This is a genomic window from Prevotella sp. 20925_1_30, from assembly GCF_041433025.1.
GTDB classification, from domain to species: domain Bacteria; phylum Bacteroidota; class Bacteroidia; order Bacteroidales; family Bacteroidaceae; genus Prevotella; species Prevotella vespertina.
The window spans coordinates 96,935-117,009 of the sequence record NZ_JAPWAR010000006.1; the positions used below are offsets into that span (position 1 = coordinate 96,935).

General features: G+C 40.6%; 26 protein-coding genes. 12 read left to right on the top strand and 14 right to left on the bottom strand.

Annotated elements, in window-relative coordinates; translation table 11 throughout:
- Positions 1-214: 214 nt before the first annotated feature.
- Entirely contained in the window at positions 215-700 is a 486-nt protein-coding gene (locus O3603_RS04300; protein WP_371520900.1) for an HU family DNA-binding protein, read from the top strand.
- A 256-nt stretch (positions 701-956) separates the two neighbouring features.
- On the opposite strand, the gene O3603_RS04305 is transcribed toward O3603_RS04300, so the two are convergent.
- From O3603_RS04305 to O3603_RS04325, 5 genes are all read right to left on the bottom strand, one after another.
- A complete protein-coding gene (locus O3603_RS04305) occupies positions 957-1,403 on the bottom strand; it encodes a hypothetical protein (protein ID WP_315087686.1) in 447 nt (148 codons plus the stop codon).
- Positions 1,403-1,843: a Panacea domain-containing protein gene (locus O3603_RS04310; protein ID WP_371520903.1), complete on the bottom strand. Its 441-nt coding sequence runs from the start codon at positions 1,841-1,843 to the stop codon at positions 1,403-1,405. Before O3603_RS04310 ends, O3603_RS04305 begins: the two co-directional genes overlap by 1 nt.
- A gap of 74 nt (positions 1,844-1,917) precedes the next feature.
- Positions 1,918-2,331 carry an RNA-binding S4 domain-containing protein gene (locus O3603_RS04315; protein WP_371520906.1) on the bottom strand — a complete coding sequence of 138 codons (414 nt, stop codon included), beginning with the start codon at positions 2,329-2,331 and terminating at the stop codon, positions 1,918-1,920.
- Positions 2,332-2,351: 20 nt separating this feature from the next.
- Positions 2,352-2,924, bottom strand: coding sequence for an aminoacyl-tRNA hydrolase (gene pth / locus O3603_RS04320; protein WP_371520909.1), 573 nt, complete (start codon positions 2,922-2,924; stop codon positions 2,352-2,354).
- Between the two features lie 20 nt (positions 2,925-2,944).
- Positions 2,945-3,547 (bottom strand): 50S ribosomal protein L25/general stress protein Ctc, encoded by a 603-nt coding sequence (locus O3603_RS04325; protein ID WP_315440611.1) that lies wholly within the window; start codon positions 3,545-3,547, stop codon positions 2,945-2,947.
- 262 nt (positions 3,548-3,809) lie between these two features.
- Here O3603_RS04325 and nusB point away from each other — a divergent pair, with 262 nt between their 5' ends.
- The 5 genes from nusB to O3603_RS04350 all read left to right on the top strand — a co-directional run bounded on the left by nusB (position 3,810) and on the right by O3603_RS04350 (position 7,418).
- Positions 3,810-4,883, top strand: a complete 1,074-nt coding sequence (gene nusB, locus O3603_RS04330) for a transcription antitermination factor NusB (protein WP_371520912.1) — start codon at positions 3,810-3,812, stop codon at positions 4,881-4,883.
- Between the two features lie 96 nt (positions 4,884-4,979).
- Positions 4,980-5,309 carry a preprotein translocase subunit YajC gene (gene yajC / locus O3603_RS04335; RefSeq protein WP_004382476.1) on the top strand — a complete coding sequence of 110 codons (330 nt, stop codon included), beginning with the start codon at positions 4,980-4,982 and terminating at the stop codon, positions 5,307-5,309.
- 30 nt (positions 5,310-5,339) lie between these two features.
- The gene (locus O3603_RS04340) at positions 5,340-6,350 is read left to right on the top strand and encodes a CdaR family protein (protein WP_009434883.1); all 1,011 of its coding nucleotides are present in this window, start codon (positions 5,340-5,342) and stop codon (positions 6,348-6,350) included.
- Positions 6,347-6,925, top strand: a complete 579-nt coding sequence (gene coaE, locus O3603_RS04345) for a dephospho-CoA kinase (RefSeq protein ID WP_371520915.1) — start codon at positions 6,347-6,349, stop codon at positions 6,923-6,925. Before O3603_RS04340 ends, coaE begins: the two co-directional genes overlap by 4 nt.
- A 55-nt stretch (positions 6,926-6,980) precedes the next feature.
- Positions 6,981-7,418, top strand: coding sequence for a DUF5606 domain-containing protein (locus tag O3603_RS04350; protein WP_004382481.1), 438 nt, complete (start codon positions 6,981-6,983; stop codon positions 7,416-7,418).
- 166 nt (positions 7,419-7,584) lie between these two features.
- Here O3603_RS04350 and O3603_RS04355 read toward each other — a convergent pair whose 3' ends face one another.
- The 7 genes from O3603_RS04355 to O3603_RS04385 all read right to left on the bottom strand — a co-directional run bounded on the left by O3603_RS04355 (position 7,585) and on the right by O3603_RS04385 (position 12,924).
- A complete protein-coding gene (locus O3603_RS04355; RefSeq protein WP_018910646.1) occupies positions 7,585-7,992 on the bottom strand; it encodes an Hsp20/alpha crystallin family protein in 408 nt (135 codons plus the stop codon).
- An 857-nt stretch (positions 7,993-8,849) separates the two neighbouring features.
- Positions 8,850-9,329 carry a histidinol phosphate phosphatase gene (locus tag O3603_RS04360; RefSeq protein WP_371520984.1) on the bottom strand — a complete coding sequence of 160 codons (480 nt, stop codon included), beginning with the start codon at positions 9,327-9,329 and terminating at the stop codon, positions 8,850-8,852.
- A gap of 171 nt (positions 9,330-9,500) precedes the next feature.
- Positions 9,501-11,228 (bottom strand): hypothetical protein, encoded by a 1,728-nt coding sequence (locus O3603_RS04365; protein WP_371520918.1) that lies wholly within the window; start codon positions 11,226-11,228, stop codon positions 9,501-9,503.
- 42 nt (positions 11,229-11,270) lie between these two features.
- Positions 11,271-11,498 carry a hypothetical protein gene (locus O3603_RS04370; protein WP_371520921.1) on the bottom strand — a complete coding sequence of 76 codons (228 nt, stop codon included), beginning with the start codon at positions 11,496-11,498 and terminating at the stop codon, positions 11,271-11,273.
- 180 nt (positions 11,499-11,678) lie between these two features.
- Complete coding sequence (locus O3603_RS04375) at positions 11,679-11,864, bottom strand: hypothetical protein (RefSeq protein ID WP_371520923.1); 186 nt, start codon at positions 11,862-11,864, stop codon at positions 11,679-11,681.
- Between the two features lie 172 nt (positions 11,865-12,036).
- A complete protein-coding gene (locus tag O3603_RS04380) occupies positions 12,037-12,378 on the bottom strand; it encodes a DUF488 domain-containing protein (RefSeq protein WP_314519559.1) in 342 nt (113 codons plus the stop codon).
- A gap of 21 nt (positions 12,379-12,399) precedes the next feature.
- A complete protein-coding gene (locus tag O3603_RS04385; protein ID WP_371520927.1) occupies positions 12,400-12,924 on the bottom strand; it encodes a hemerythrin domain-containing protein in 525 nt (174 codons plus the stop codon).
- Positions 12,925-13,061: 137 nt separating this feature from the next.
- Between O3603_RS04385 and O3603_RS04390 the strand changes: the two genes are divergently transcribed.
- Positions 13,062-13,733 carry a Crp/Fnr family transcriptional regulator gene (locus tag O3603_RS04390; RefSeq protein ID WP_004382486.1) on the top strand — a complete coding sequence of 224 codons (672 nt, stop codon included), beginning with the start codon at positions 13,062-13,064 and terminating at the stop codon, positions 13,731-13,733.
- A 174-nt stretch (positions 13,734-13,907) separates the two neighbouring features.
- Here O3603_RS04390 and O3603_RS04395 read toward each other — a convergent pair whose 3' ends face one another.
- Complete coding sequence (locus O3603_RS04395; protein ID WP_371520930.1) at positions 13,908-14,912, bottom strand: virulence RhuM family protein; 1,005 nt, start codon at positions 14,910-14,912, stop codon at positions 13,908-13,910.
- A gap of 209 nt (positions 14,913-15,121) precedes the next feature.
- Here O3603_RS04395 and O3603_RS04400 point away from each other — a divergent pair, with 209 nt between their 5' ends.
- Complete coding sequence (locus tag O3603_RS04400) at positions 15,122-16,066, top strand: calcium/sodium antiporter (protein ID WP_371520934.1); 945 nt, start codon at positions 15,122-15,124, stop codon at positions 16,064-16,066.
- Between the two features lie 46 nt (positions 16,067-16,112).
- On the opposite strand, the gene O3603_RS04405 is transcribed toward O3603_RS04400, so the two are convergent.
- A complete protein-coding gene (locus O3603_RS04405) occupies positions 16,113-16,958 on the bottom strand; it encodes a TlpA family protein disulfide reductase (protein WP_371520937.1) in 846 nt (281 codons plus the stop codon).
- Between the two features lie 163 nt (positions 16,959-17,121).
- Between O3603_RS04405 and O3603_RS04410 the strand changes: the two genes are divergently transcribed.
- The 4 genes from O3603_RS04410 (at position 17,122) to O3603_RS04425 (ending at position 19,990) form a co-directional block, all read left to right on the top strand.
- Complete coding sequence (locus tag O3603_RS04410) at positions 17,122-17,814, top strand: queuosine precursor transporter (protein ID WP_371520941.1); 693 nt, start codon at positions 17,122-17,124, stop codon at positions 17,812-17,814.
- 366 nt (positions 17,815-18,180) lie between these two features.
- Positions 18,181-18,393, top strand: a complete 213-nt coding sequence (locus tag O3603_RS04415; protein WP_257884557.1) for a helix-turn-helix domain-containing protein — start codon at positions 18,181-18,183, stop codon at positions 18,391-18,393.
- A gap of 86 nt (positions 18,394-18,479) precedes the next feature.
- Entirely contained in the window at positions 18,480-18,935 is a 456-nt protein-coding gene (gene queF / locus O3603_RS04420) for a preQ(1) synthase (RefSeq protein ID WP_371520944.1), read from the top strand.
- Positions 18,936-18,973: 38 nt separating this feature from the next.
- Positions 18,974-19,990, top strand: coding sequence for an endopeptidase (locus O3603_RS04425; RefSeq protein WP_371520947.1), 1,017 nt, complete (start codon positions 18,974-18,976; stop codon positions 19,988-19,990).
- Positions 19,991-20,075 lie beyond the last annotated feature (85 nt).

Sequence of the window (20,075 nt, forward strand, 5' to 3'; positions counted from 1 at the left end):
GTTGTGCGGAAGTAATAAATCTAATTATTAACTTGCTGCAAGCTGTGAAAATCGGCAGTTTGACGAAAGTACATATTGTGGGGTACAAAAGTACATTTCGTGGGACACGAAAGTATATATTGTCAGCCACGAAAGTATATGGCGTAAAACACGGGTGTACGACTCGTAATGATGGCTGGTAGAAACAGTGTTGCAGCGTAAAAATCTTTTACCTATGGCATTCTATAAGAAAGCTCAAATGAAAGTGAACGGAAAATGGTATCCTAAGTCCGTTCTAGTGGTAAGTCCGGCAACAACCGAACAAGTAGCAAAACGAATTGCAGCCGAATCGACGGTTAGCCCTGCCGATGTGCGAGCGGTACTGACAGCCTTGGGTGGTGTGCTGGGTGACTTCATGGCACAGGGTCGCTCGGTGAAGCTCGATGGGGTCGGTTCGTTTTATTTCACAGCCGTGACAACGAAAAATGGTGTCGACAAACCTAAAGATGTAAATGCCACATTAATTCGTGGTGTGCGTGTCCGTTTCTTACCCGAAACCCGTTATCGTGGTGCTGGCAAGGGTCGTGTTTCCACCCGTGGCTTGGCGGATGTTGACATTGAGTGGGAAGAGTGGAAAGGTGATGAGAAAAAAAGCCTCACCCCCGCCCCCTCTCCGAATGGAGAGGGGAGTGAAGACCACCCTGGACCACAGGTAGGGTAGGAAGCCTCCCTCCAGCTCCCCCGAAAGGGGGAGAGTGCCTAACGGAAGCTAGTTAGGATAGGCTGGTGAAATGCCACAAAGTAGGGACAGACGAGGGCGTCTGTCCCTACTTATTAATAAGGGGTAATGGAGAATATGTCATTACGCAATGTGTCTCTATGGCATTCTGTCTTAAAGCCTTATTTGCTTGATTTGAAACGATTTGTTCGATGTCTGCCGTTAGATACTCTCTATACAGGTTAGAAGGATTAAGGCTCTATTGGTGCTTGTATATATCTCCGTGTTTTGTCTCAATGAAGAGAACATGGAAAATCTTATCTATTTGTAGACCAACAAGTGCTGTGTTGTTTCCATTTGATCGGAATACATGGAGTTCTTCTACGTCTGGTGTTATGAAATTAGGAATTTGAGGTATGATACTTTCTCTCGGTATTTTCTCCATGCCAAAGGAATGGCGTGCGGAAGTTCTTATTTGCTCCCATCCTAATTCGGATAGTTTCCTCAATCGTATAAGGAAATCGAAAAAGAACTTATGGTCTTTACAGTCTCTGATGGAATGTTCCTGTAGGTACTTAAAAGAGAATAAGGGGTAATCGATACTCTCGTAGACTCCTATATGTTCCTCTGTGATGTTCTTGTTGGTAGAGATTCCTTTAATAAAGGAGTTCCTTTTTGTGTCTTTCCCTTTCTTAGCTTTTGCCATTATTTCAATCGCTTTTTAAAGAAAGATTGCATAAGTTTTTTGTTGATGATATTGCCTTGTCCCGTTGGTGTTGCTTTCCAAGGAGTTTCGGAATGTGTCATATCCATAAGTCCGATGGCATCATAGGCACCATAAACTCTATAAACTTCAGAGAAAAGAGCTTCTTCTTTTTTATCAAGAGGAAGTTCTTCTTCGGTTTCGGGCATGATTCCTTGTCTACCACAATTCTTATAATAAGAGTACACAGATGGAACAACAGGTCCGTACATCCAAGCCTCGATATCCTCATCAAAGAGAGGTGTGTCGAAATAAGCAAGATGGAAACCTTGTTGATAATAAAGCATCTTTTGTAATTTCATGTTAGACATGAGATCCCCACTTTCATTATTCTTTGCCCGTAGTAATAACTTGTTAGCTATGTCTAATACTTTATAAGCCATGATCGTGTAGTTTGTTTTAGACTGCAAAGATAGTTATTCTTTTCTTGAAAACAAAGTAAATACCTGTTGAAGTGTTACTCGTCCTCCTCATCGTCATCAAAGCCGAACATTGAAGGATCGATGAAGGCATCTATCTGTCGACGATCTTTCTTAGTGGGGCGACCAGTACCTCGTGCTCTGTCAACGAAACCACTGATACGACTCATTTCAAGTAGTTCGTATTGCTTTGCTTCGGTGACATTCTCATATACTTCGGGGATTAACTTTGCTCCAACGCGCTGTTCGATGGTTTTAAGAACCTTAAACGAATAGGTGATAGGAGGCTTCTTTACGCTTACTACTTCGCCCACTTTGATAGTATGAGAAGGCTTTACGTTTATGCCCTTAATCGTCACACGACCATTCTTACAGGCGTCAGCTGCAATAGAGCGAGTTTTAAAGATGCGTGCAGCCCAGAGCCATTTATCTATTCTTGCAACGTCGTTCATGTCATCTTTTAGTAGTTGTGTTACTTCTTACCGAGTTTGTTAAATTGATTCATGGTGATATCTAAGCCTGCTAAAACAAAACTCTTGATGATATCTACACCTAAATCAATCGAAGGTTGAAGGACTTTCATATCATTTTCTGAATAATGCCCAAGTACCCAGTCTATTTGACCTCCACGTGGGTAATCGTTGCCAACACCCATGCGTAATCGTGCATAATTTTGTCCGATGAGTTGTTGAATATGACCCAAGCCATTGTGCCCACCATTTGATCCATTCCCTTTTAAGCGAAAAGCACCTAGTGGTAAAGCGACATCGTCGGAAATAACGAGTAGTCGACTTTGGTCAATATTCTCCTTATTCAACCAATAACGAACAGCATTCCCTGATAGATTCATGAATGTTGTAGGCTTGAGAAGAATGATTTTCCGCCCTTTAATAGTAGTTTCTGCTATGAATCCATAGCGTTTGTCCTCAAAAACAATATTGGACGCTTTAGCGAAAGCGTCCAATACCATAAATCCTGTGTTGTGCCTAGTTCCCTCGTACTCATGACCTGGGTTGCCTAGTCCACAAATTAAATACTTATCCAATTTGTCGTAGCTTGTTAAGATTACTCAGCCTCAGCTGCAGCAGCAGCAGCAGCCTGGATAGAGTTACGTGTAGCCTTGATAGAGCAAACAACAACCTCCTTTGGAGTTACTAACTCGAGACCTTCGAAGCTTAACTCCCCAACCTTAATACTCTTACCAAGGTTAAGATGAGTAACGTTGATATCGAGGTGCTCTGGAATCTGCTGATAAGCAGCCTTAACATTGATCTTACGAATAGACATGTTCATACGTCCACCATCACGTACACCCTGTGCTAAACCAACGAGTTTAACAGGTACGCCCATAACGATAGGCTTCTGGTCGTTTACTTCATAGAAGTCTACGTGGAGAAGAGCATCTGTTACTGGGTGGAACTGGAGTTCCTTAAGAACTGCTGTGTGTCTCTCGCCGTCAATAACCAACTCTACAACATAGATGTGTGGAGTGTAAACTAACTTGCGGAGTTCTGCCATAGAAGCAGTGAATGACAATGCCAATGGCTTGCCGTCTTTCTGTGCCTCACCATAAAGATTACAAGGAACTAAACCTTCCTTACGAAGTTGTTTTGAAGCTTTCTTTCCAAGGTCTGTACGCTTCTGACCTGCTACTTTAATTTCTTTCATAACTTTGTGTTACTCTAAATTAATATGAACGTTAATTCGCCATCACACACTGAGAAATATGGAAACTAAGTCTTTATAGAACTTTTAATATCTCTTTCTCAATTTGCCGAAAGCGCTGCAAAGTTACCTCTTTTCGCTGGACTACACAAGTATTGTCTTAAAAAACATAGAAAAAGAATGTTTTGTTTGCATGTGCAAAGGAATTTTCCTATATTTGCAACGTTAAAGAATTCAATAGAAACACAATCTTTTAGAATAGACAATGATCAATAGGGAATTAATTAGAATTAAGATTGTCCAGTTAACCTATGCATACTATCAGAACGGTAACAGGAATATGGACAATGCAGAGAAAGAATTGCTTTTCAGTTTAGCAAAAGCATATGATCTCTACAATTATCTCTTGGCTTTAATTGTATCTATCACGCAAGAGGAGCGCCATCGCGTGGAGATAAATGCTAATCGTGCTACACGTGAAGGAACAGAGGCTCCTTCTCAGCGATTTGCTTATAATAAGTTTGCAGTACAGCTAGAGGAGAATAAGCAACTCAATAGTTTCATGGAAACTCAGAAACATCGTTGGGAGGATGATATGGAGGTTGTTCGTAAACTTTGTGATCAAATAGAGCAGAGTACAATTTACCAAGAGTATATGGCGAACGAAGAGGATTCGTATGATGTAGATCGTGAAGTTTGGCGTAAAATCTATCGTACTTTGATACAAGAGAATGCAGACTTAGATGCAGTTCTAGAGGAGAAGAGTCTTTATTGGAATGATGATAAAGAGATTGTTGATACCTTTGTCCTTAAAACGATTAAGCGTTTTGACCCAGAAAATAAGGCAGATCAAGAACTCTTGAAGGAATATAGAGAAGAGGATGATCGTGAGTTCGCTATTAAGCTATTCCGTTCTACTATTCTTAATGCTGATGAATATCAGCGTTATATGAGTGAGTCAAGTCGCAATTGGGACTTCTCTCGTCTTGCTTATATGGATGTTGTTATAATGCAAATTGCTATTGCTGAGATGATGACATTCCCTAATATTCCAGCGACAGTGACCATCAATGAGTATGTGGATTTAGCTAAGTTATACAGTACGCCACGCAGTGGCGGATACATTAATGGTATGCTTGATACAATCGCACGCCATCTTATAAAAACAGGTAAGATGATGAAGGTAATGCCAGAACCACGTCCTCGTCGTGCCTATGTAGATAATCAGCGGAACAATGTTCCCCGTCGAGAGGGACGTCGCCCAACGATTGCGCAGACATCGGCTCAGCGCATTGCTAGTCGCACGCAGCCTGATGCTCCACAAGAGAATATTGAATAATCAATTTGTTTTATGTATGGAGTTCTTCTTTGGAAAAGTAGGCTTCATGTAGATAAACTTTTTTTAATAGTACAATAAAAGTAATAAATAGATAAAATGAATACAGCTATGTTTTTAGCCGCACAACCTACCCAAGGAGGTGGTGGTTGGCAGATGATAGTCATGATGGTAGTAATCTTTGCCATCATGTGGTTCTTAATGATTCGCCCACAACAGAAGAAACAGAAAGAAATCCGTGCATTTCAGAATGCATTGAAAGCAGGTGACACTGTTGTTACTGGTGGTGGTATCTACGGTACAGTCAAGAAGATTGATTTGGCAACTAACAAAGTTGACATAGAGATTGCACACAATGTTGTTATCACCGTAGATAAAGGTTACGTCTTTGCTAGCGTACAGGCTTCACAACAGGGGCAGTCAAAGTAAAAACGATCTCATAAAGGAGTAATTTATTTGATGAAGATAGGCAAATCGCTGCATACACTCAATCTCTTCAGAAGCTTCTTGTCGATAATCATCAACAAGGAGTTTCTGATTTTTTTGTTCTTCCTTGTATTAAGTGGTGGATTTTGGCTTATTATGACGCTAAATGAAACCTATGAGCGGGAGTTTAGCATACCACTTCGTATGGCAGACGTCCCTCGTAATGTTGTTATTACGAGTGATCCTGATTCTGTTGTTCGTTTTACGGTTCGCGATAAAGGCTATATGATAGCTGCTTATGGTGCAGAGGATGCTTTCCGCCCCATTTATGCAGACTATAGACTCTATACTGATGGGCACAGCCGGGGCGATATTTCTGTCGCAGATCTTCAAAAACAAATTTATCTTCAGTTGGCTAAAAGCTCGAAGATAACCTCGGTCAAAGGTGGTAAACTCTCGTTTTCTTTCAACTTCGGACAACATAAGAAAGTTCCTGTGCATTTATTAGGAACGGTAGTGCCAGGTAAGAATTATTATCTAGCACACGTCGACTTTGTTCCCGATAGTGTACAGGTTTATGCAGCTAGGAATGTATTGGACAGCATTCAAACGGTCTATACCAAACGTCAGTATATTACCAATTTCACCGACGTGAAGGAGATGACGATTGATCTTCGGAAGTTCACGAATGCGAAGTGCATACCATCGAAAGTGAAGATGAAACTCTACCCTGATGTCCTTACGGAAGAAAGCGTTGAAGTACCAATAGAGGCTATCAACATGCCAGAAGACAAGGTAATGCGCACATTCCCAAGTAAGGTAAAGGTTCGCTTTGTCGTTGGTGCTTATCGTATGCGTAGTATGCCGAAGAATGCGGAGACAAAGGAATTACTGCCCGTAGACTTCCGCATTGTCGTTAATTATAAGGATATAGAATCTACCCATTCGGACAAATGCCGCTTATATATCCTCAATACTCCTAATGGTGTTCGAAATGTTCGTCCGTCAGTCAATACTGTTGATTATTTAATTGAGCAGCGATGATTATTGCAATAACAGGTGGTATTGGTAGTGGTAAGTCCTATGTGTGCCAAATATTAGCTATGCGAGGTATAAAGGTATATGATTGTGATGCCCATGCTAAGCTACTCATGCGCACTTCAATTCAGTTACAAAAGGATTTAAAGCTGTTAGTTGGCGAGCATGTATATAAAGAAGGTGTATTGCAGAAAGCTGTTCTTGCCGATTATCTCCTTCGTGATGATGCCCATGTGCAGGCTGTTAATAATATTATTCATCCTGCCGTTGCACGTGATTTCGAACAATCAGGAATGTCGTGGATAGAGAGTGCCATCCTCTTCGATAGTCGTTTCTGCGAGCGCACACATATAGATAAGGTGGTGTGTGTCACTGCTCCGATAGAAGTGCGCATACAGCGTGTTATGCAAAGGGATGCTATCAGCAGAGAGAAAACCCTCGATTGGATAAACCGACAGTTACCGCAAGAAGAAGTCTTGAAGCGTAGTGATTATGAAATTATCAATGATGGAATACAATCATTAGACCAGCAGATAGACTCCCTGCTCACACAACTATCTTCCACAGAGAACCGTTCTTAAGAATAAAGAGAGTTATTAATTCAGAATAATTTAACAATAAACAATTTATAAGAAAATGTTACAGACAATTCTTTCAATTGCAGGCAAACCAGGACTCTATAAGTTGGTTAGCCGTGGTAAATCGAATCTTATCGTTGAATCACTCGATGAGACGCACAAGCGTCAACCAGCTTTTGCTACCGACAGAGTAACCAGTCTTGCTGATATTGCAATGTTCACTGATAGCGAGGATGTGCCATTGGGCGAAATATTGACTAAGTTGCGTGATAAAGAGAATGGCAAAGTTGCTTCCCTTAATTGGCGTAAGGCATCTGCAAAGGAGCTACAGGCTTACTTTGGAGAGGTGCTTCCTAACTTTGATCGTGACCGCGTTCACAACAGCGATATCAAGAAACTTCTTCAGTGGTATGAGATCCTTGTAAAGGCAGGAGAAACCAACTTTGAAGAGGATATGAAGCCTACCGAGGGTGATAACATCGATGACAGAAAGTAATTGAAATCATATAAAACGCTTAGAGCAACTAAGTGTTAGAATAAGGAAAAAGCCCCGAGTACAAGCGTACTTGGGGCTTTTAACATCACAATTTATTCAATTCAGTATAATCCTTCTTTCATCAATAACTAGACAACTAGACTTTATCTCAAAGTCTTTCAAATCTTTAATCTACAGCAATCTGCCTTGCAATCTTCTGCTCTTGAACCTGAATCTTAGGCAAAACAACCGTCAACACACCATTATTAACACGTGCTGCGATATGCTCCTTTTGTACATCATCAGGCAAAATCAGTGTCTGCTCATACTTGCTGTAAGCAAACTCACGACGCAAGTAATGACCTTTCTTCTCTTGCTCCTCGGCTTTCTTCTCCATCTTAATGGTTAAGTCACCATCACTATTGATGTTTACATCGAAATCCTCCTTGCTTAGTCCAGGTGCTGCAAGTTCCACTGTATATTCCTTTTCAGACTCCAGTACGTTGATAGCTGGTGCTGTTGCATTTGTCTTAGGCATATTTGCTGTATTCAAAAAGTCATTAAAAACTTCTGGTAACCATGAATTTCTATACATATCTTTCATCTCCTTTACTTTATGTTATTATTATCGTTTTTGTACTGACCATAATGCAAGGAGCATACCACTAGCCAATATGTGCCAAATTGTCTACACGTACTTACTTTGCAAGACATAATGACAGCTTTAAGTTTCTTGCTACAAACTTAGACTTATTATGTTTTTAAATCTCTGTCATTAAAATACAATGTCTTTATGTCCTTTTGTCTAAAAACTCTGTTACTAATGTCTTGTGTTTATTTGTTACTCTGTCTTCAAGTCCTATGTCATTGAAAAATTATGTCTCTGTGTCCTTCCGTCTAAAACCATGTTACTATCCCCCTATGTTCTTCTGTTACTCTGTCTTCAAAACCTATGTCATTGAAAAATATGTCTCTTTGTCATTCTGTCTAAAACCATATTACTATCCCCCTATGTTCTTCTGTTACCATGTCTCCAAATCCCATGTTCCTCTGTCTCACACAAAAGCCTCACCCCGTTAGGCGCCCCCCTCTCTGTAGGAGAGGGGCTGGGGGTGAGGCCGTACCACGGAAGCGAGAGAACCAAATTAATACACTAGTTTTGAAAGACATTAATTTCACAATTAATATAATCGATTGTCTTATTACAGAACGATTGATACCCTGAATCAATCTAATAAATGCTCCCGTGGCACGTTTATCTAAAAGCAGAACCTGTTATAAGAAATGTGTTCTTATATCATTCTGCCTAAAGCCTTGTTCTTCTGCTACAATGTTCCTATAAGCAACGCAAAAAAAATCTTCGCGAAGAAAATTAAAATTGTTCGCGAAGAATTTCGAATTTCTTCGCGAACAATTTTTTTGTTGTTTTAGCAGAATCTCAAAAATCTTTTATCATCCTTCTGTTACAGGACCTGAAGGCTCTGTTCCTTCTGCTTTCTTTTTCTCTTTCTTTCCTTTCTTTTCTTTCTTCTCCTTTGGTGCTACTTGCTCATACGTAACATCATTCAGAGTGAAATACTTAGCAGAAGCAAGGAACTTTATAACAGGTTTCTCGATATGCTGCTGTGCACGAAACTGCTCAACACTCTCTACTGCCTTACTCTTAAACGAGGGAGTCAACGTTCCCATGTCGCCAAACTCCACAATGTCACCATTGGCTACGATGTCACGAGCGGTCTCGCTAGCAAGGTTGAGCACTGCTGCCACCTCCTGCGCATTAAAGGTTGTTGACTTAGCAATGCGTTCGCAAAAGTTGCGGAAGTCTACACGGTGCCTACCAGTTGGACGAGCAACAATTACAGTCTTTCCAGCCTGCTTACCGATGTTCAGTTTCTGTTCTTTCAAGAAGAACTGGATTGGTTTGTTTGCCATATCATCTTTAAGGTGGTCTCCTCTTGTTAACCTCCGCAAGCCAGAGACCTTAAACTTGCGGAGGGGGTGATAATAAGATGGTAATATTATTGATGTCATTAAGAAATAGTTCCAGCTATTCTAAACAATCAATAGACATTTTAGAGATAATTCAGAACAATAAAAATATTATTAATAGTGAATAAATGGACGAATTGCTACATAAGAAAAATTTCTAAAACCGAATGCATTGTTCTTTGGCGCATCATATGAGCCGTCTAGATATTTAGTATATGCTACATCTGAGGTCCAAGGGTTAGGATGTGTTGCCGAAATAGAGAACATCATAGCAAAATAATCATTCGTTGAATATTCTGATGCAGACATATATCCACCACCATAAACCAAACTTGGGATACCTATTGGAACTGTCTTTTCATAATAATACAAAGGTTCTCCACCTCCACGTTTAAATCCAAACTCATCGGCAAATGACATCCAATCAGTAGTAGGTTCTGCAAACTGCCTATTAGATAGCCTTAGGTTCTTCACATAAAGATCCCACTCTGCAATTGTAGGTAAGAACCATTTATGATTACTGAGACTTCCCGTCAGCATAACACCAGCATCATAAGTTGCAGCCTTATGGAAAGCTGGGAAGTTAACAGCATCATTAGCACGCAGGACACCATTTTTTGCATAAGTTGAAGAATAACTATAATCTTCACCATTAAAATCATTTAAATGATTGTTCAATACAGTACTTGTATTAGGATTACTTTGTTCATTTAGAGTGCTCCAGGGGTATCCAGTCCCACCAGCATCATTCCAATGTGCCGCATCCTTTAAAGCTATAGCTAGTCTCTTACTTCTGCTTACAACCATACCGACTGGGGTATGGGAAGAAAAGTCTGCATCGGTATACTGGCCAGTTGTACCATCACTGTAGAGGTAAATATAGTTGTATTTCAATGTGATATGGAGTATATAAGAACCATTTTCTTGCATCATTGTTTGATTACTAAATGTCCAGGTTCGTTTGTTTGTAATAGGGATATTGAATCCCATTCCGCTGTTAAGAGTCATCTTGAAATCTGCGATTTTGGCTCCAGGACAAACGTACAGATATTTCCGTGGCCACATATATTCATAAGCATAATCATTATTTATATTTGCAGAGAACGCTGCTGTGTTTCCGTATGAATATGCACGCGTAGTAGGGTCAAACATAACTTGCTGTGGAATGTCATTGACAGAAGAAAGTGTAGCTTGTATTCCCAATGCTCTGTAACCTTCAGCATATATCACTGGTCTAACTCGACAGCCAACATGCTTCATGTCAAAAGTTACTTTTTGCAATTTGGGGGAAGTTGCAATATTTACATTTTCAGCGACACCTATTCTAGCCTTCTCAATATCAGATTGTGATACTTTCCAAAGACTGCCTGAGACATCAATGCCATCATTTACACAAATAAAAGTATAGGTGCCAGGTAAAAGTGACATTCCATCAATACCTCCATCTGGAGTAAAAGTGTTACTTGCCATTGTTCCTGTGATCATTCCTTTTTGTACACTCCCTTGATAAGCATATACACGGTAATTTCCGTCAGCAAGAGCACGTGTTGTTGCAGCTTGTTCTTTCTTAGATGTTTTTGTTGTGTCGCGTTCTAAACTAACCTCTGCAAAGAAATCTCCCATTGGGACAATCTGCTTTTTAGCTGGTTCGGTCTGTGACGCACGCGTTTTTCCCTCAATGGAATCTCCTGCGTTATAATCAACAAAGTTCATCTTAAAAATGATGTTCTTGGCTACATCTACAGTCTGTCCTTTATCCATATTATCATCGCTACTACAAGCTGAGAAAAGAATCAGAAACATAGCACTAAAAAGCGCCGATAAATAAACTCTCTTTTTCATTGTTCTTTTTGTTTAATACAGTAATTTGTTTTAGTCGTCATTTTAAGGAGCAACTTCACTCGTTGTTCCGAACCAGCTATCGTCAGGATTACTACCATTCTTATGAGGAGTTCCTTCAAACTGGTTATCATAGTCCCAGTTCTGTTCATTTGAGGAGTTCTCATTAACAGTGACATGAATAGACCCCGTTAGTAAGGGACACTCTGCCTGTACCATTGTAATTGTACACCACGGAGCAAAATACTCCCTTTTCAGTTTCTTTTTTCTCATTGCTTTTATTGATTAAAAATAGTTGTTATTTCGTGCTTAATTTCTCTATAATTCGGTTTAGGTACGGACACAAAAAAAGAACAAAGGAAACTCCTAAAAGTCCTTTGTTTACAGGGGTTACGGCACGCTTCGCGCGCGCGTACGCGAGAAGAAAAAAATGTGTAATTTACGCCTGCTCTACTAGAGAGAGAGAGAGAGAGAGAGAGAGAGAGAGAGTATACAATTATTTGGAACTACCAAATAATTTGCAGCCTTTTTCTCGATTTTCTTTGTTAAAGTATCTTGTGTATATACAGCCTCACTTACACCTTTATTATATAAGGCGCATGTGGATGGGGTTGTATTAAGATACTTTATTGCTCTCATTTGTTGTTATTGCAAGTTAATTCTCGTTTAACTGGGCGCAAAGGTAAGAAGAATAATTGAAATAACGAAAGAATGAGAGATTTTATATCATAAAAGATTAAAATAAGGAACGAAAGAGACTATACCGAACTATGAGATCGATCATATCTTCAGGCATAGTCTCTCCATTCTGTTATTTCGTTTCGAGTAGTTCTTGCAGGACGACGGCATTGTTATGTTGCTCGTCATGTGCCGCATAAAGTAGTGTTGCATTAGGATGTTCTTGGATGGCTTGACGTAACTCCTCCAATGCGCCAGATGCTTGTAACTCTGCTTTGTAACGCTCGGTAAACTCGTTGAAACGCTCTGGGTCATGCCCGAACCACTTGCGTAATTCATTGCTCGGAGCAACCTCTTTCAGCCAAAGGTCAATCTTCGCTTTCTCTTTACTAATGCCTCTTGGCCACAATCGGTCTACGAGTATTCGATAACCATCGGTTTCTTCTGCTGGCAAGTAAACACGTTTTAGTTTCATAATCTACTCTTTTTAAGAACCTTATTCTATAGCTAATGCTCTCGGGAATATCACTTCGTTTTCCACATAGATATGTTCCAAGAGATAATTGCGGAACTGTTTTAAGTCTGCTAAAGCCTTTACATATTCAGGTTCTGCACCTTCTGGGGCCGTGTAGTTATTAGTTAGTTCTGCAATACGATCGTGTCGTTCAATCTCATCACTATGGTCAGCCATCATTGCATTGATAGGGAATTGGATAGAACCACAGTGGAACGGAGCGTGCTCCTGACCCAATTCCGCTGCATTGAAAAGCTCTAGGATGAAAGGATAGAGTACGTTCTCTTCTTTCTGGCAATGCAAGTCTAAGTCTGCAATACTATTGCGGAAATGATCTGCAACACGATCTAATTCTGGGTGATTAGCTGCTAATTGGTTCAGTCTCTCTAATAGTTCGTCACCATATTTACGTGTATTACGATGATGAAACTTCAATACGTAATCAACAAGTAAGTCTAGATCCCATGTCTCGAAAGGGATATTTGTTTTGAATTGTTCCTGTGACATATCTTTAAATTGTTATCTTGTTCTTGTTTGCAAAAGTATTAAAAATAACGGAAGGAGGGGAGTAACAAATGTGACCATATCGGGTTAAAGCACGTTAAAAGTATAAGATTACGAGTATTCTTTGTATCTTTGCAGGCATGGAAAGTAATGTTATGAAAGCCCTTCGTGCCTGTCCGCTCTTTGCAGGGATGAGTGATATTGAGATAGAAATAACGCTGGGGAACGTTCCACATCAGCTGGTTTCTCTACCTCCGCATGATGTTTATGCATTGGCAGGAATGCCTTGTCGATCAGTAGATATTGTGGTGAGTGGTGTGTTGATATGCCGTATGGCAGCCCTATCAGGTAAGCAAGTAGAGGTGAGCCGACTGCGTAGTGGCAATCTTGTTGCACCTGCTTTCATCTTCTCTAAAGACCGAAGTTTACCCGTTAGTGTCGAGACTGATGGGCGTGTGGAGTTGTTTCGTATGAAGCCCGATAGCCTGAAGTCACTTATTGATAACGATGATGCTATCCGCATGAATTTCATTCGTATCCTTTCTAATATAGATGTTTTCCTTACGCAAAAGATGAAGATTCTTAGTCTCTTTACCGTCCGTGAGAAGGTAGCCTACCTACTTTTGGAGCGTGCAGGAGAGCAGGGTAGTAATGAGATACACCTTGAACGCTCACGTCAAGAGATTGCTGATTCATTCGGAATACAGAAGTTCTCTCTTTTGCGTGTGCTTTCCGATTTGGAGAAAGAGGGTGCTATAGAGATTAAGGGTAAGATCATTAAGATTCTTAATCGACGTGGGCTTGCTGGCTAAAGAGTATATATAGAACCTCCTCCAGCCCCTTCTGGGAGTGGAAGTGCCTGACGAGAAATATAAGGAGACGCTTTTCTCTAATTGAGAAGGGCGTTTCCTTGTTGTAAGGAAAGGCTCTCTTCATGTCAAGAAGAGTGTCTCTTTGAATAGAAGTAAGGTGTGAGGAATTGGTTCTTAGTTGTCTGTTTTATCTCCTTTTAAGCGTTTTATTTCTTTGTCAAAGTCTGATATGTATTCTGTATCTTGCCTTTTTCGGAATATAGCATATTCATGTTCAGCCTTTAGTTTAGCCTCTAATGCAGAAACGTTCCCCGTCCCTTCTAATATAGGACGCCCAGCAATAGTGAGGAATCCATCTAATAGTTTGCTCCAATCTTCCATCCTCATAGGTATCTCTTGTTCGGCTCGATCCTCTGCTAAGTCAAGATAAGCAGATACGAGTCGATTGATTGCTACCATATTCTTTTGGCTGAGATAATTCTTTGCTATTGTTATATCCGACTTCATTACTTTACCATCAGGGGCATGCCTCCATGTTGTTAATCCCATGTGTGGTCGTTCCGCATCTGCATTATCGTAGATTATCTCTGCAGCTGTTTGACCTGATATAGCCCAATGTAATTTGTTTTGTACTGATGCGAAAAAGTGTTTGGTTTCTATCGCATTCTTATCATAATCGATTGCTAAAGCATAGATATCGGTAATCTTCTGATAGAAACGTCGCTCACTGGCACGTATCTCACGAATATCTTCAAGTAACTCCTTGAAGTAATCGTGTCCAAATTGTTCACCTTGCTTTAAACGCTTTTTGTCAAGGACATATCCTTTTGTTATGAAAGTATTAAGAGTCTTTGTTGCCCATTGACGGAAATGGGTGGCTTGTTCTGAGTTGACGCGATAGCCTACAGCAATAATAGCTTCTAAAGGATAGAATGTGACATTACGTTCTACCTTCCGTTTCCCTTCCATCTGAACTATCCGGATTTTCCGGATAGTTCCCTCTTCTGAAATCTCGCCAGAGGCGAAGATATTCTGTAAGTGTTCGTTCACTGTACGCACATCTACGCTAAATAGCTCTGCCATACGCTTCTGTGTTAGCCAAAATGTGCCATCTTCATAACGTACTTGCACGCTTACCTCTCCGCTATCACTGCTGTATAATAGTATATTGCTTTCCATCTTCCTAGATGTTATTTATGTTTCCTTTTCTTTATATGGGCGCATATTAATAAGGAGCAAAAGTAATAAAAATATGTCATGTAAGCAAGTAACCCCTATCGTAAATAGCCAATGACTGCATCGTATAGTACAAGTGACTGATGCAGAACTAACATTTTGGCATATTGCTTTTTATTTGTATCTTTGCCTGCCAAAAGAGTAAGAAGTATATGATACTAAATGTTTTATTTATCTTCGTGGGTATTGTGCTCGTTTTATGGGGAGCCGACCGACTGACAGACGGGGCTGTAGCAGTGGCTGAGAAGATGAAGATGCCACAGATTGTGATAGGGTTAACAATAGTTGCGATGGGCACAAGTATGCCTGAATTTTGTGTGAGTCTTGTGTCTGCACTCAAAGGTACTACCGACTTGGCTGTAGGTAACATCGTTGGTTCGAACATCTTTAATACGCTGTTGATAGTTGGTGTCTCTGCGTGGGTAGCACCTATGACTATCTTGAAGTCTACCGTTCGGAAGGATATACCTTTTGCATTATTTGCCTCAGTTGTATTACTAATAATGTGTCTTGATGGTAATATTAGTAGGTTGGATGCAGGCATCCTCTTCGTGCTATTCCTTGTCTTTATGTATGTCACCTTGAAGGGTGCTAAGACGAAAGACGATGATACCACAGCTAAGACAGACCCCATTGAAGATAAGAAAAAACCTATGGCAGCATGGCTTTCTATCGTATGGATAATCGTTGGATTAGCTTGTCTGATAGGCGGTAGTAACCTTTTTGTGGAAGGTGCAACGAAGGTGGCAGAGCATATCGGTGTGTCGGAAGCAGTCATCGGACTAACCATTGTGGCTGGAGGAACTTCCCTACCAGAGTTAGCAACAAGTGTTGTTTCTGCGCGCAAAGGCAATAGTGGCATTGCTATTGGCAATGTCTTAGGCTCGAATGTGTTTAATATTCTTGCTATCTTGGGCGTTACAGGTGTAATTACTCCTATGCACTTGCAAGGTATAACGATGTTAGACCTCTCAATGATGGTGGTCTCAACGCTGTTAGTATGGCTTTTCTCCTTCACGAAGTATAAGATTGCAAGGTGGGAAGGAGTCGTCCTTACAATAGTGTTTATCGGCTATATGGTCGTGTTGTGTTATTAAATAATGTGTGTCAAATAGCGCAGCTATCTGACACACATTATATATATTACTTCAATAACTTTGCTAATTCTGTCTGCAAAGCTTCACCTCTTAGATCCATTGCAATGATTTTGCCGTCCTTATCGAGGAGTATGTTTGAAGGAATAGAACGAATGCCATAAACCTTACCAGCAGCAGACTGCCAGCCTTTAAGGTCAGACATCTGAGGCCAAGTCATACCGAGCTTCTCAACAGCAGATGACCATTTGAGTTTGTTGTCATCGAAACTAATGCCAATAATCTCTAACCCCTTGTCCTTATATCTCTTATAAGCCTCCACAACGTTAGGCATCTCCTTGCGGCAAGGTGCACACCAGCTAGCCCAGAAGTCGACGAACACATACTTACCCTTACCTGCCCAATCGCTTAGCTTCATTTGCTTACCATTGAGGTCGGTCATTACCAACTCCTTATACATAGAGCCTGGTTCGCGTAGCTTATACATCTCATATAAATCTTTGGCTTTCTTCATCTCTGGCGCATTGTAATAGCCCGTTGATGGGTCACATAACCTCTTCAAATCGGCATATTCTAGCCCGTCAGCCACCTCCGCAATATATTTTGCAGGGAAAGTAGTAGTCTTGAACTTCTCTGCAATCTCTAGTACAGTAGCCAACTGAACACTATCTAGTGAGTCAGCCTTTGCCATGATTTCTCCAATCTTAGCCTTGTCTGCATCAGTAAATGTAGATGGATCTTTCTGTTTGAGGACTTCAAATTCAGCTTTCAACTTATTATATTCAGTCTCAATCTGCGACATCTTACTCTCGTATGGCTTTGTATCTTGCGCACTAGCAGCAAGTGTTGTAGCAGCCAACATGGTCATTAAAATGATTTTCTTCATATCTTTCATTTGGTTTATATTTTGGTTACAAAAGTAATGAAAATATGATTATCTCCACGTGTATTTAGCTTTTTTTTAGGGCTTATTATGGTAGTTCAGATAAAAAGCGTACCTTTGCAGCCGCTTAATTGAATAGGGGTACTTGCTCAACCCCCTTTAACAAAACAAGACAATGATAAAAAGTAAACAACAAGTGAGTGTGCTGTTTATGCTTTTCAGCATCCTCTTCTGCGTTTGCCTTATTGCGGCAAACACGCTCGAGACAAAGCAAATCTCTGTGTTAGGTATCTCATTGACGGGTGGACTCATCGTCTTCCCCATCTCTTACATCATCAACGACTGTGTTTGTGAGGTATGGGGGTTCCAAAAAGCACGTCTGTTAATATGGACGGGTTTTGCAATGAACTTCTTCTTCGTGGCGATGGGAGCGTTATGCGACTGGATTCCGGGTGCCCCTTATTGGACGAATGAAGCAGGATTCCATGCTATCTTTGGTCTTGCTCCACGTGTGGCAGCGGCTTCTTTCATAGCTTTCATTGTGGGTTCATTCGCTAATGCCTACGTAATGAGTAAGATGAAACTACGTGATGGAGGTCGTCATTTCTCATGGCGTGCCATCTTGAGTACCATTGCTGGTGAGAGCCTTGACTCTCTTATCTTCTTCCCATTGGCGTTGGGTGGTGTTGTTCCAACTCCTGAATTGCCCAAACTAATGCTCTGGCAGGTGGTCTTAAAGACGCTTTATGAGGTAATAGCCTTGCCTATCACTATCCGTGTAGTAAAGAAGTTAAAGCAACATGAAGGCGAAGATGTTTATGACAACGGTGTGAACTATAGTATATGGAAGATTTTCTCTTTGCAATAAACATAAGTGGATAGGCGAAAGAAAGGGGATGTGTCAATCAGAAGACACATCCCCTTTTTTCGTAGTTCATTAGCTTAAAAGTCATTTTGAAGCTTGGAAAATAGTGTTGTTAGTAGTTCAAATACAGATAGTATGTATCATAGTACACTCTTTAACCTACTAAAAAGTGAATTTCTGTTGCGTGTTTGCGGTGAGACTCATTATGAGCGAGTGAAATAATAGTATGTCTTTTCTCATTGTTTACTTACTTTCTTAAAGTTGATAAGACGATTACTTTTAGTTCTACATTACCGACTTTCATATAAGATGTCAATGTGTGAGAGTAGTCCTGTACGTCAGAAACTGCTCTAACAGGCGTTAGTTCTAATGGTCGTAAGCTTGTTGAATCTCAAGTGCAAGGTTCTTTGTAGGCTTCTTAGTCGACCTGCTATCAGCAACTACCTACGCACAACGGATATGAGTGTGAAGGAGATTAGTAACTTATTAGGCTTCCCTAACACAAGCTTCTTTGGGAAGTACGTGCGGGAACGGCTTGGTTGCAGTCCTCTTGAATATCGGAGACAACAAAAGGAGAGGTAGGTCATCTTCTTTGGTAATATCTTGAGAAGGTGTTTGTAGTTTACTAACAATGTATTACCTTTGCAAGTAAAACAATATAAATGATTATGGAAAGAAACGAAGAGGGCTTGCAGTCGTTAGGTTCTGCAACCCAATACAGAATGGATTATGCGCCAGAGGTGTTGGAGACGTTTATGAACAAGCATCCAGAGAATGACTATTGGGTGCGTTTCAACTGTCCGGAGTTCACGAGTCTGTGCCCTATTACGGGACAACCCGACTTTGCTGAGATACGTATCTCATACATCCCTGACGAGCGAATGGTTGAGAGTAAGAGTCTTAAACTCTATCTTTTTAGCTTCCGTAATCATGGTGATTTCCATGAAGACTGTGTGAATACTATCATGAAGGACCTCATTAAGCTTATGGATCCTAAGTATATTGAGGTGACAGGAATCTTCACTCCTCGTGGGGGAATCAGTATCTATCCGTACGCTAACTATGGTCGTAAGGGTACGAAGTACGAGCAGTTAGCCGAGCAACGATTTATCACGCACGAATAAAGGAGTATGTTCCTTGTTCGTAACAAATGCTGATTGTTATGACAACTAAGCGGATTGTATATTCCATCTTCTTACTACACGTCCTACTGTGCTTCAGTTGGTGGATATTGCACATGTGCCTGTCTGATGACTTGCAGCTCAATGTTGTCTTAGACAGCATATTGTATTATGGCATGCTCTGCACCCTTCCTATATGGCTTTATCCTATAGTGAGAGTCATCAAGAAGACCTTTAACTATAATGAGATATTAGGTGTCTTAGCGATAATCCTCATTAGTGGGATTGTGTTTGTGGTTTGGTTTATCGGTCTGCTTTTGTTCACTATTGAAGCTCCAAAAACTGTGTGGTATGAGGATAAGAACCATATTATCACAAATGGTTATGCCTCTGTTGGCTCTTTCTTCGTATGCGATAGGGGAGGAATAGTAAATAAGGTGAGGTATACAGAACTCCTCAGAGAATCACCGATAATCCCTGATTCAGCACAATGGAAATTCTATGATCAATGGGGAGTACTGATTGCATGGTCGGATAATAAGCTTGATGAAGGTCGAGGTATGAAGGCTTATAACCTTTTTATTACTGACTCCTTATTATATAAGCGGCATCAGAAGGAAGTCCTAAACCTGCGTAAGTCTTATCTAATGAAGGAACGAAACTATGTTCTCAATGGTCATTTATCGTGTTACGGAAGGTCTCTTCCAAACTATGAGTTCGAATATAACACACGGACACGGATGATGAGTGTAGACGGGGGCGGGTTTGATTCTAAGAATGAAGTTAGTTTTAAGTTATCCCAGGAGGCGAATGATAGTATTGTTGCTTTCATTCATCAGCATCCAGAGGAATATATAAGTTATAACGAAGACGTTGAACATTATGGTCAAGGAGATGTATGTGTATGGCTTAATGTAAATAGGCGTACAGTCTTTGACTGTGATAATAGCGACTTTGCACAGATGCCAGCTCCTTTCCAGAATATCATTCGTCTATTTGCAAATAAGCATGTACGGGGTCGTGATCTATTGCAAGTTGTGGATAATATTCATCATTAATCTCCCAACGGCAAGACGCCCTTCTCATATCGAGAAGGGCGTCTTCTCACTTCAATGAAAGGCTCTTCTCACAGCCAAGAGATGC

Bases quoted from the DNA above. Each gene is read 5' to 3' on its own strand.
- coaE (WP_371520915.1), top strand. From the start codon at position 6,347: ATGATTATTGCAATAACAGGTGGTATTGGTAGTGGTAAGTCCTATGTG.
- O3603_RS04325 (WP_315440611.1), bottom strand. From the start codon at position 3,547: ATGAAAGAAATTAAAGTAGCAGGTCAGAAGCGTACAGACCTTGGAAAG.
- O3603_RS04310 (WP_371520903.1), bottom strand. From the start codon at position 1,843: ATGGCTTATAAAGTATTAGACATAGCTAACAAGTTATTACTACGGGCA.
- O3603_RS04415 (WP_257884557.1), top strand. From the start codon at position 18,181: ATGGTCGTAAGCTTGTTGAATCTCAAGTGCAAGGTTCTTTGTAGGCTT.
- O3603_RS04395 (WP_371520930.1), bottom strand. From the start codon at position 14,912: ATGGAAAGCAATATACTATTATACAGCAGTGATAGCGGAGAGGTAAGC.
- O3603_RS04385 (WP_371520927.1), bottom strand. From the start codon at position 12,924: ATGTCACAGGAACAATTCAAAACAAATATCCCTTTCGAGACATGGGAT.
- O3603_RS04370 (WP_371520921.1), bottom strand. From the start codon at position 11,498: ATGAGAAAAAAGAAACTGAAAAGGGAGTATTTTGCTCCGTGGTGTACA.
- O3603_RS04340 (WP_009434883.1), top strand. From the start codon at position 5,340: ATGAAGATAGGCAAATCGCTGCATACACTCAATCTCTTCAGAAGCTTC.
- O3603_RS04375 (WP_371520923.1), bottom strand. From the start codon at position 11,864: ATGAGAGCAATAAAGTATCTTAATACAACCCCATCCACATGCGCCTTA.
- O3603_RS04390 (WP_004382486.1), top strand. From the start codon at position 13,062: ATGGAAAGTAATGTTATGAAAGCCCTTCGTGCCTGTCCGCTCTTTGCA.
- O3603_RS04410 (WP_371520941.1), top strand. From the start codon at position 17,122: ATGATAAAAAGTAAACAACAAGTGAGTGTGCTGTTTATGCTTTTCAGC.
- O3603_RS04365 (WP_371520918.1), bottom strand. From the start codon at position 11,228: ATGAAAAAGAGAGTTTATTTATCGGCGCTTTTTAGTGCTATGTTTCTG.
- nusB (WP_371520912.1), top strand. From the start codon at position 3,810: ATGATCAATAGGGAATTAATTAGAATTAAGATTGTCCAGTTAACCTAT.
- O3603_RS04380 (WP_314519559.1), bottom strand. From the start codon at position 12,378: ATGAAACTAAAACGTGTTTACTTGCCAGCAGAAGAAACCGATGGTTAT.
- O3603_RS04350 (WP_004382481.1), top strand. From the start codon at position 6,981: ATGTTACAGACAATTCTTTCAATTGCAGGCAAACCAGGACTCTATAAG.
- O3603_RS04405 (WP_371520937.1), bottom strand. From the start codon at position 16,958: ATGAAAGATATGAAGAAAATCATTTTAATGACCATGTTGGCTGCTACA.
- O3603_RS04360 (WP_371520984.1), bottom strand. From the start codon at position 9,329: ATGGCAAACAAACCAATCCAGTTCTTCTTGAAAGAACAGAAACTGAAC.
- yajC (WP_004382476.1), top strand. From the start codon at position 4,980: ATGAATACAGCTATGTTTTTAGCCGCACAACCTACCCAAGGAGGTGGT.
- O3603_RS04425 (WP_371520947.1), top strand. From the start codon at position 18,974: ATGACAACTAAGCGGATTGTATATTCCATCTTCTTACTACACGTCCTA.
- queF (WP_371520944.1), top strand. From the start codon at position 18,480: ATGGAAAGAAACGAAGAGGGCTTGCAGTCGTTAGGTTCTGCAACCCAA.
- O3603_RS04315 (WP_371520906.1), bottom strand. From the start codon at position 2,331: ATGAACGACGTTGCAAGAATAGATAAATGGCTCTGGGCTGCACGCATC.
- O3603_RS04355 (WP_018910646.1), bottom strand. From the start codon at position 7,992: ATGTATAGAAATTCATGGTTACCAGAAGTTTTTAATGACTTTTTGAAT.
- O3603_RS04300 (WP_371520900.1), top strand. From the start codon at position 215: ATGGCATTCTATAAGAAAGCTCAAATGAAAGTGAACGGAAAATGGTAT.
- O3603_RS04305 (WP_315087686.1), bottom strand. From the start codon at position 1,403: ATGGCAAAAGCTAAGAAAGGGAAAGACACAAAAAGGAACTCCTTTATT.
- O3603_RS04400 (WP_371520934.1), top strand. From the start codon at position 15,122: ATGATACTAAATGTTTTATTTATCTTCGTGGGTATTGTGCTCGTTTTA.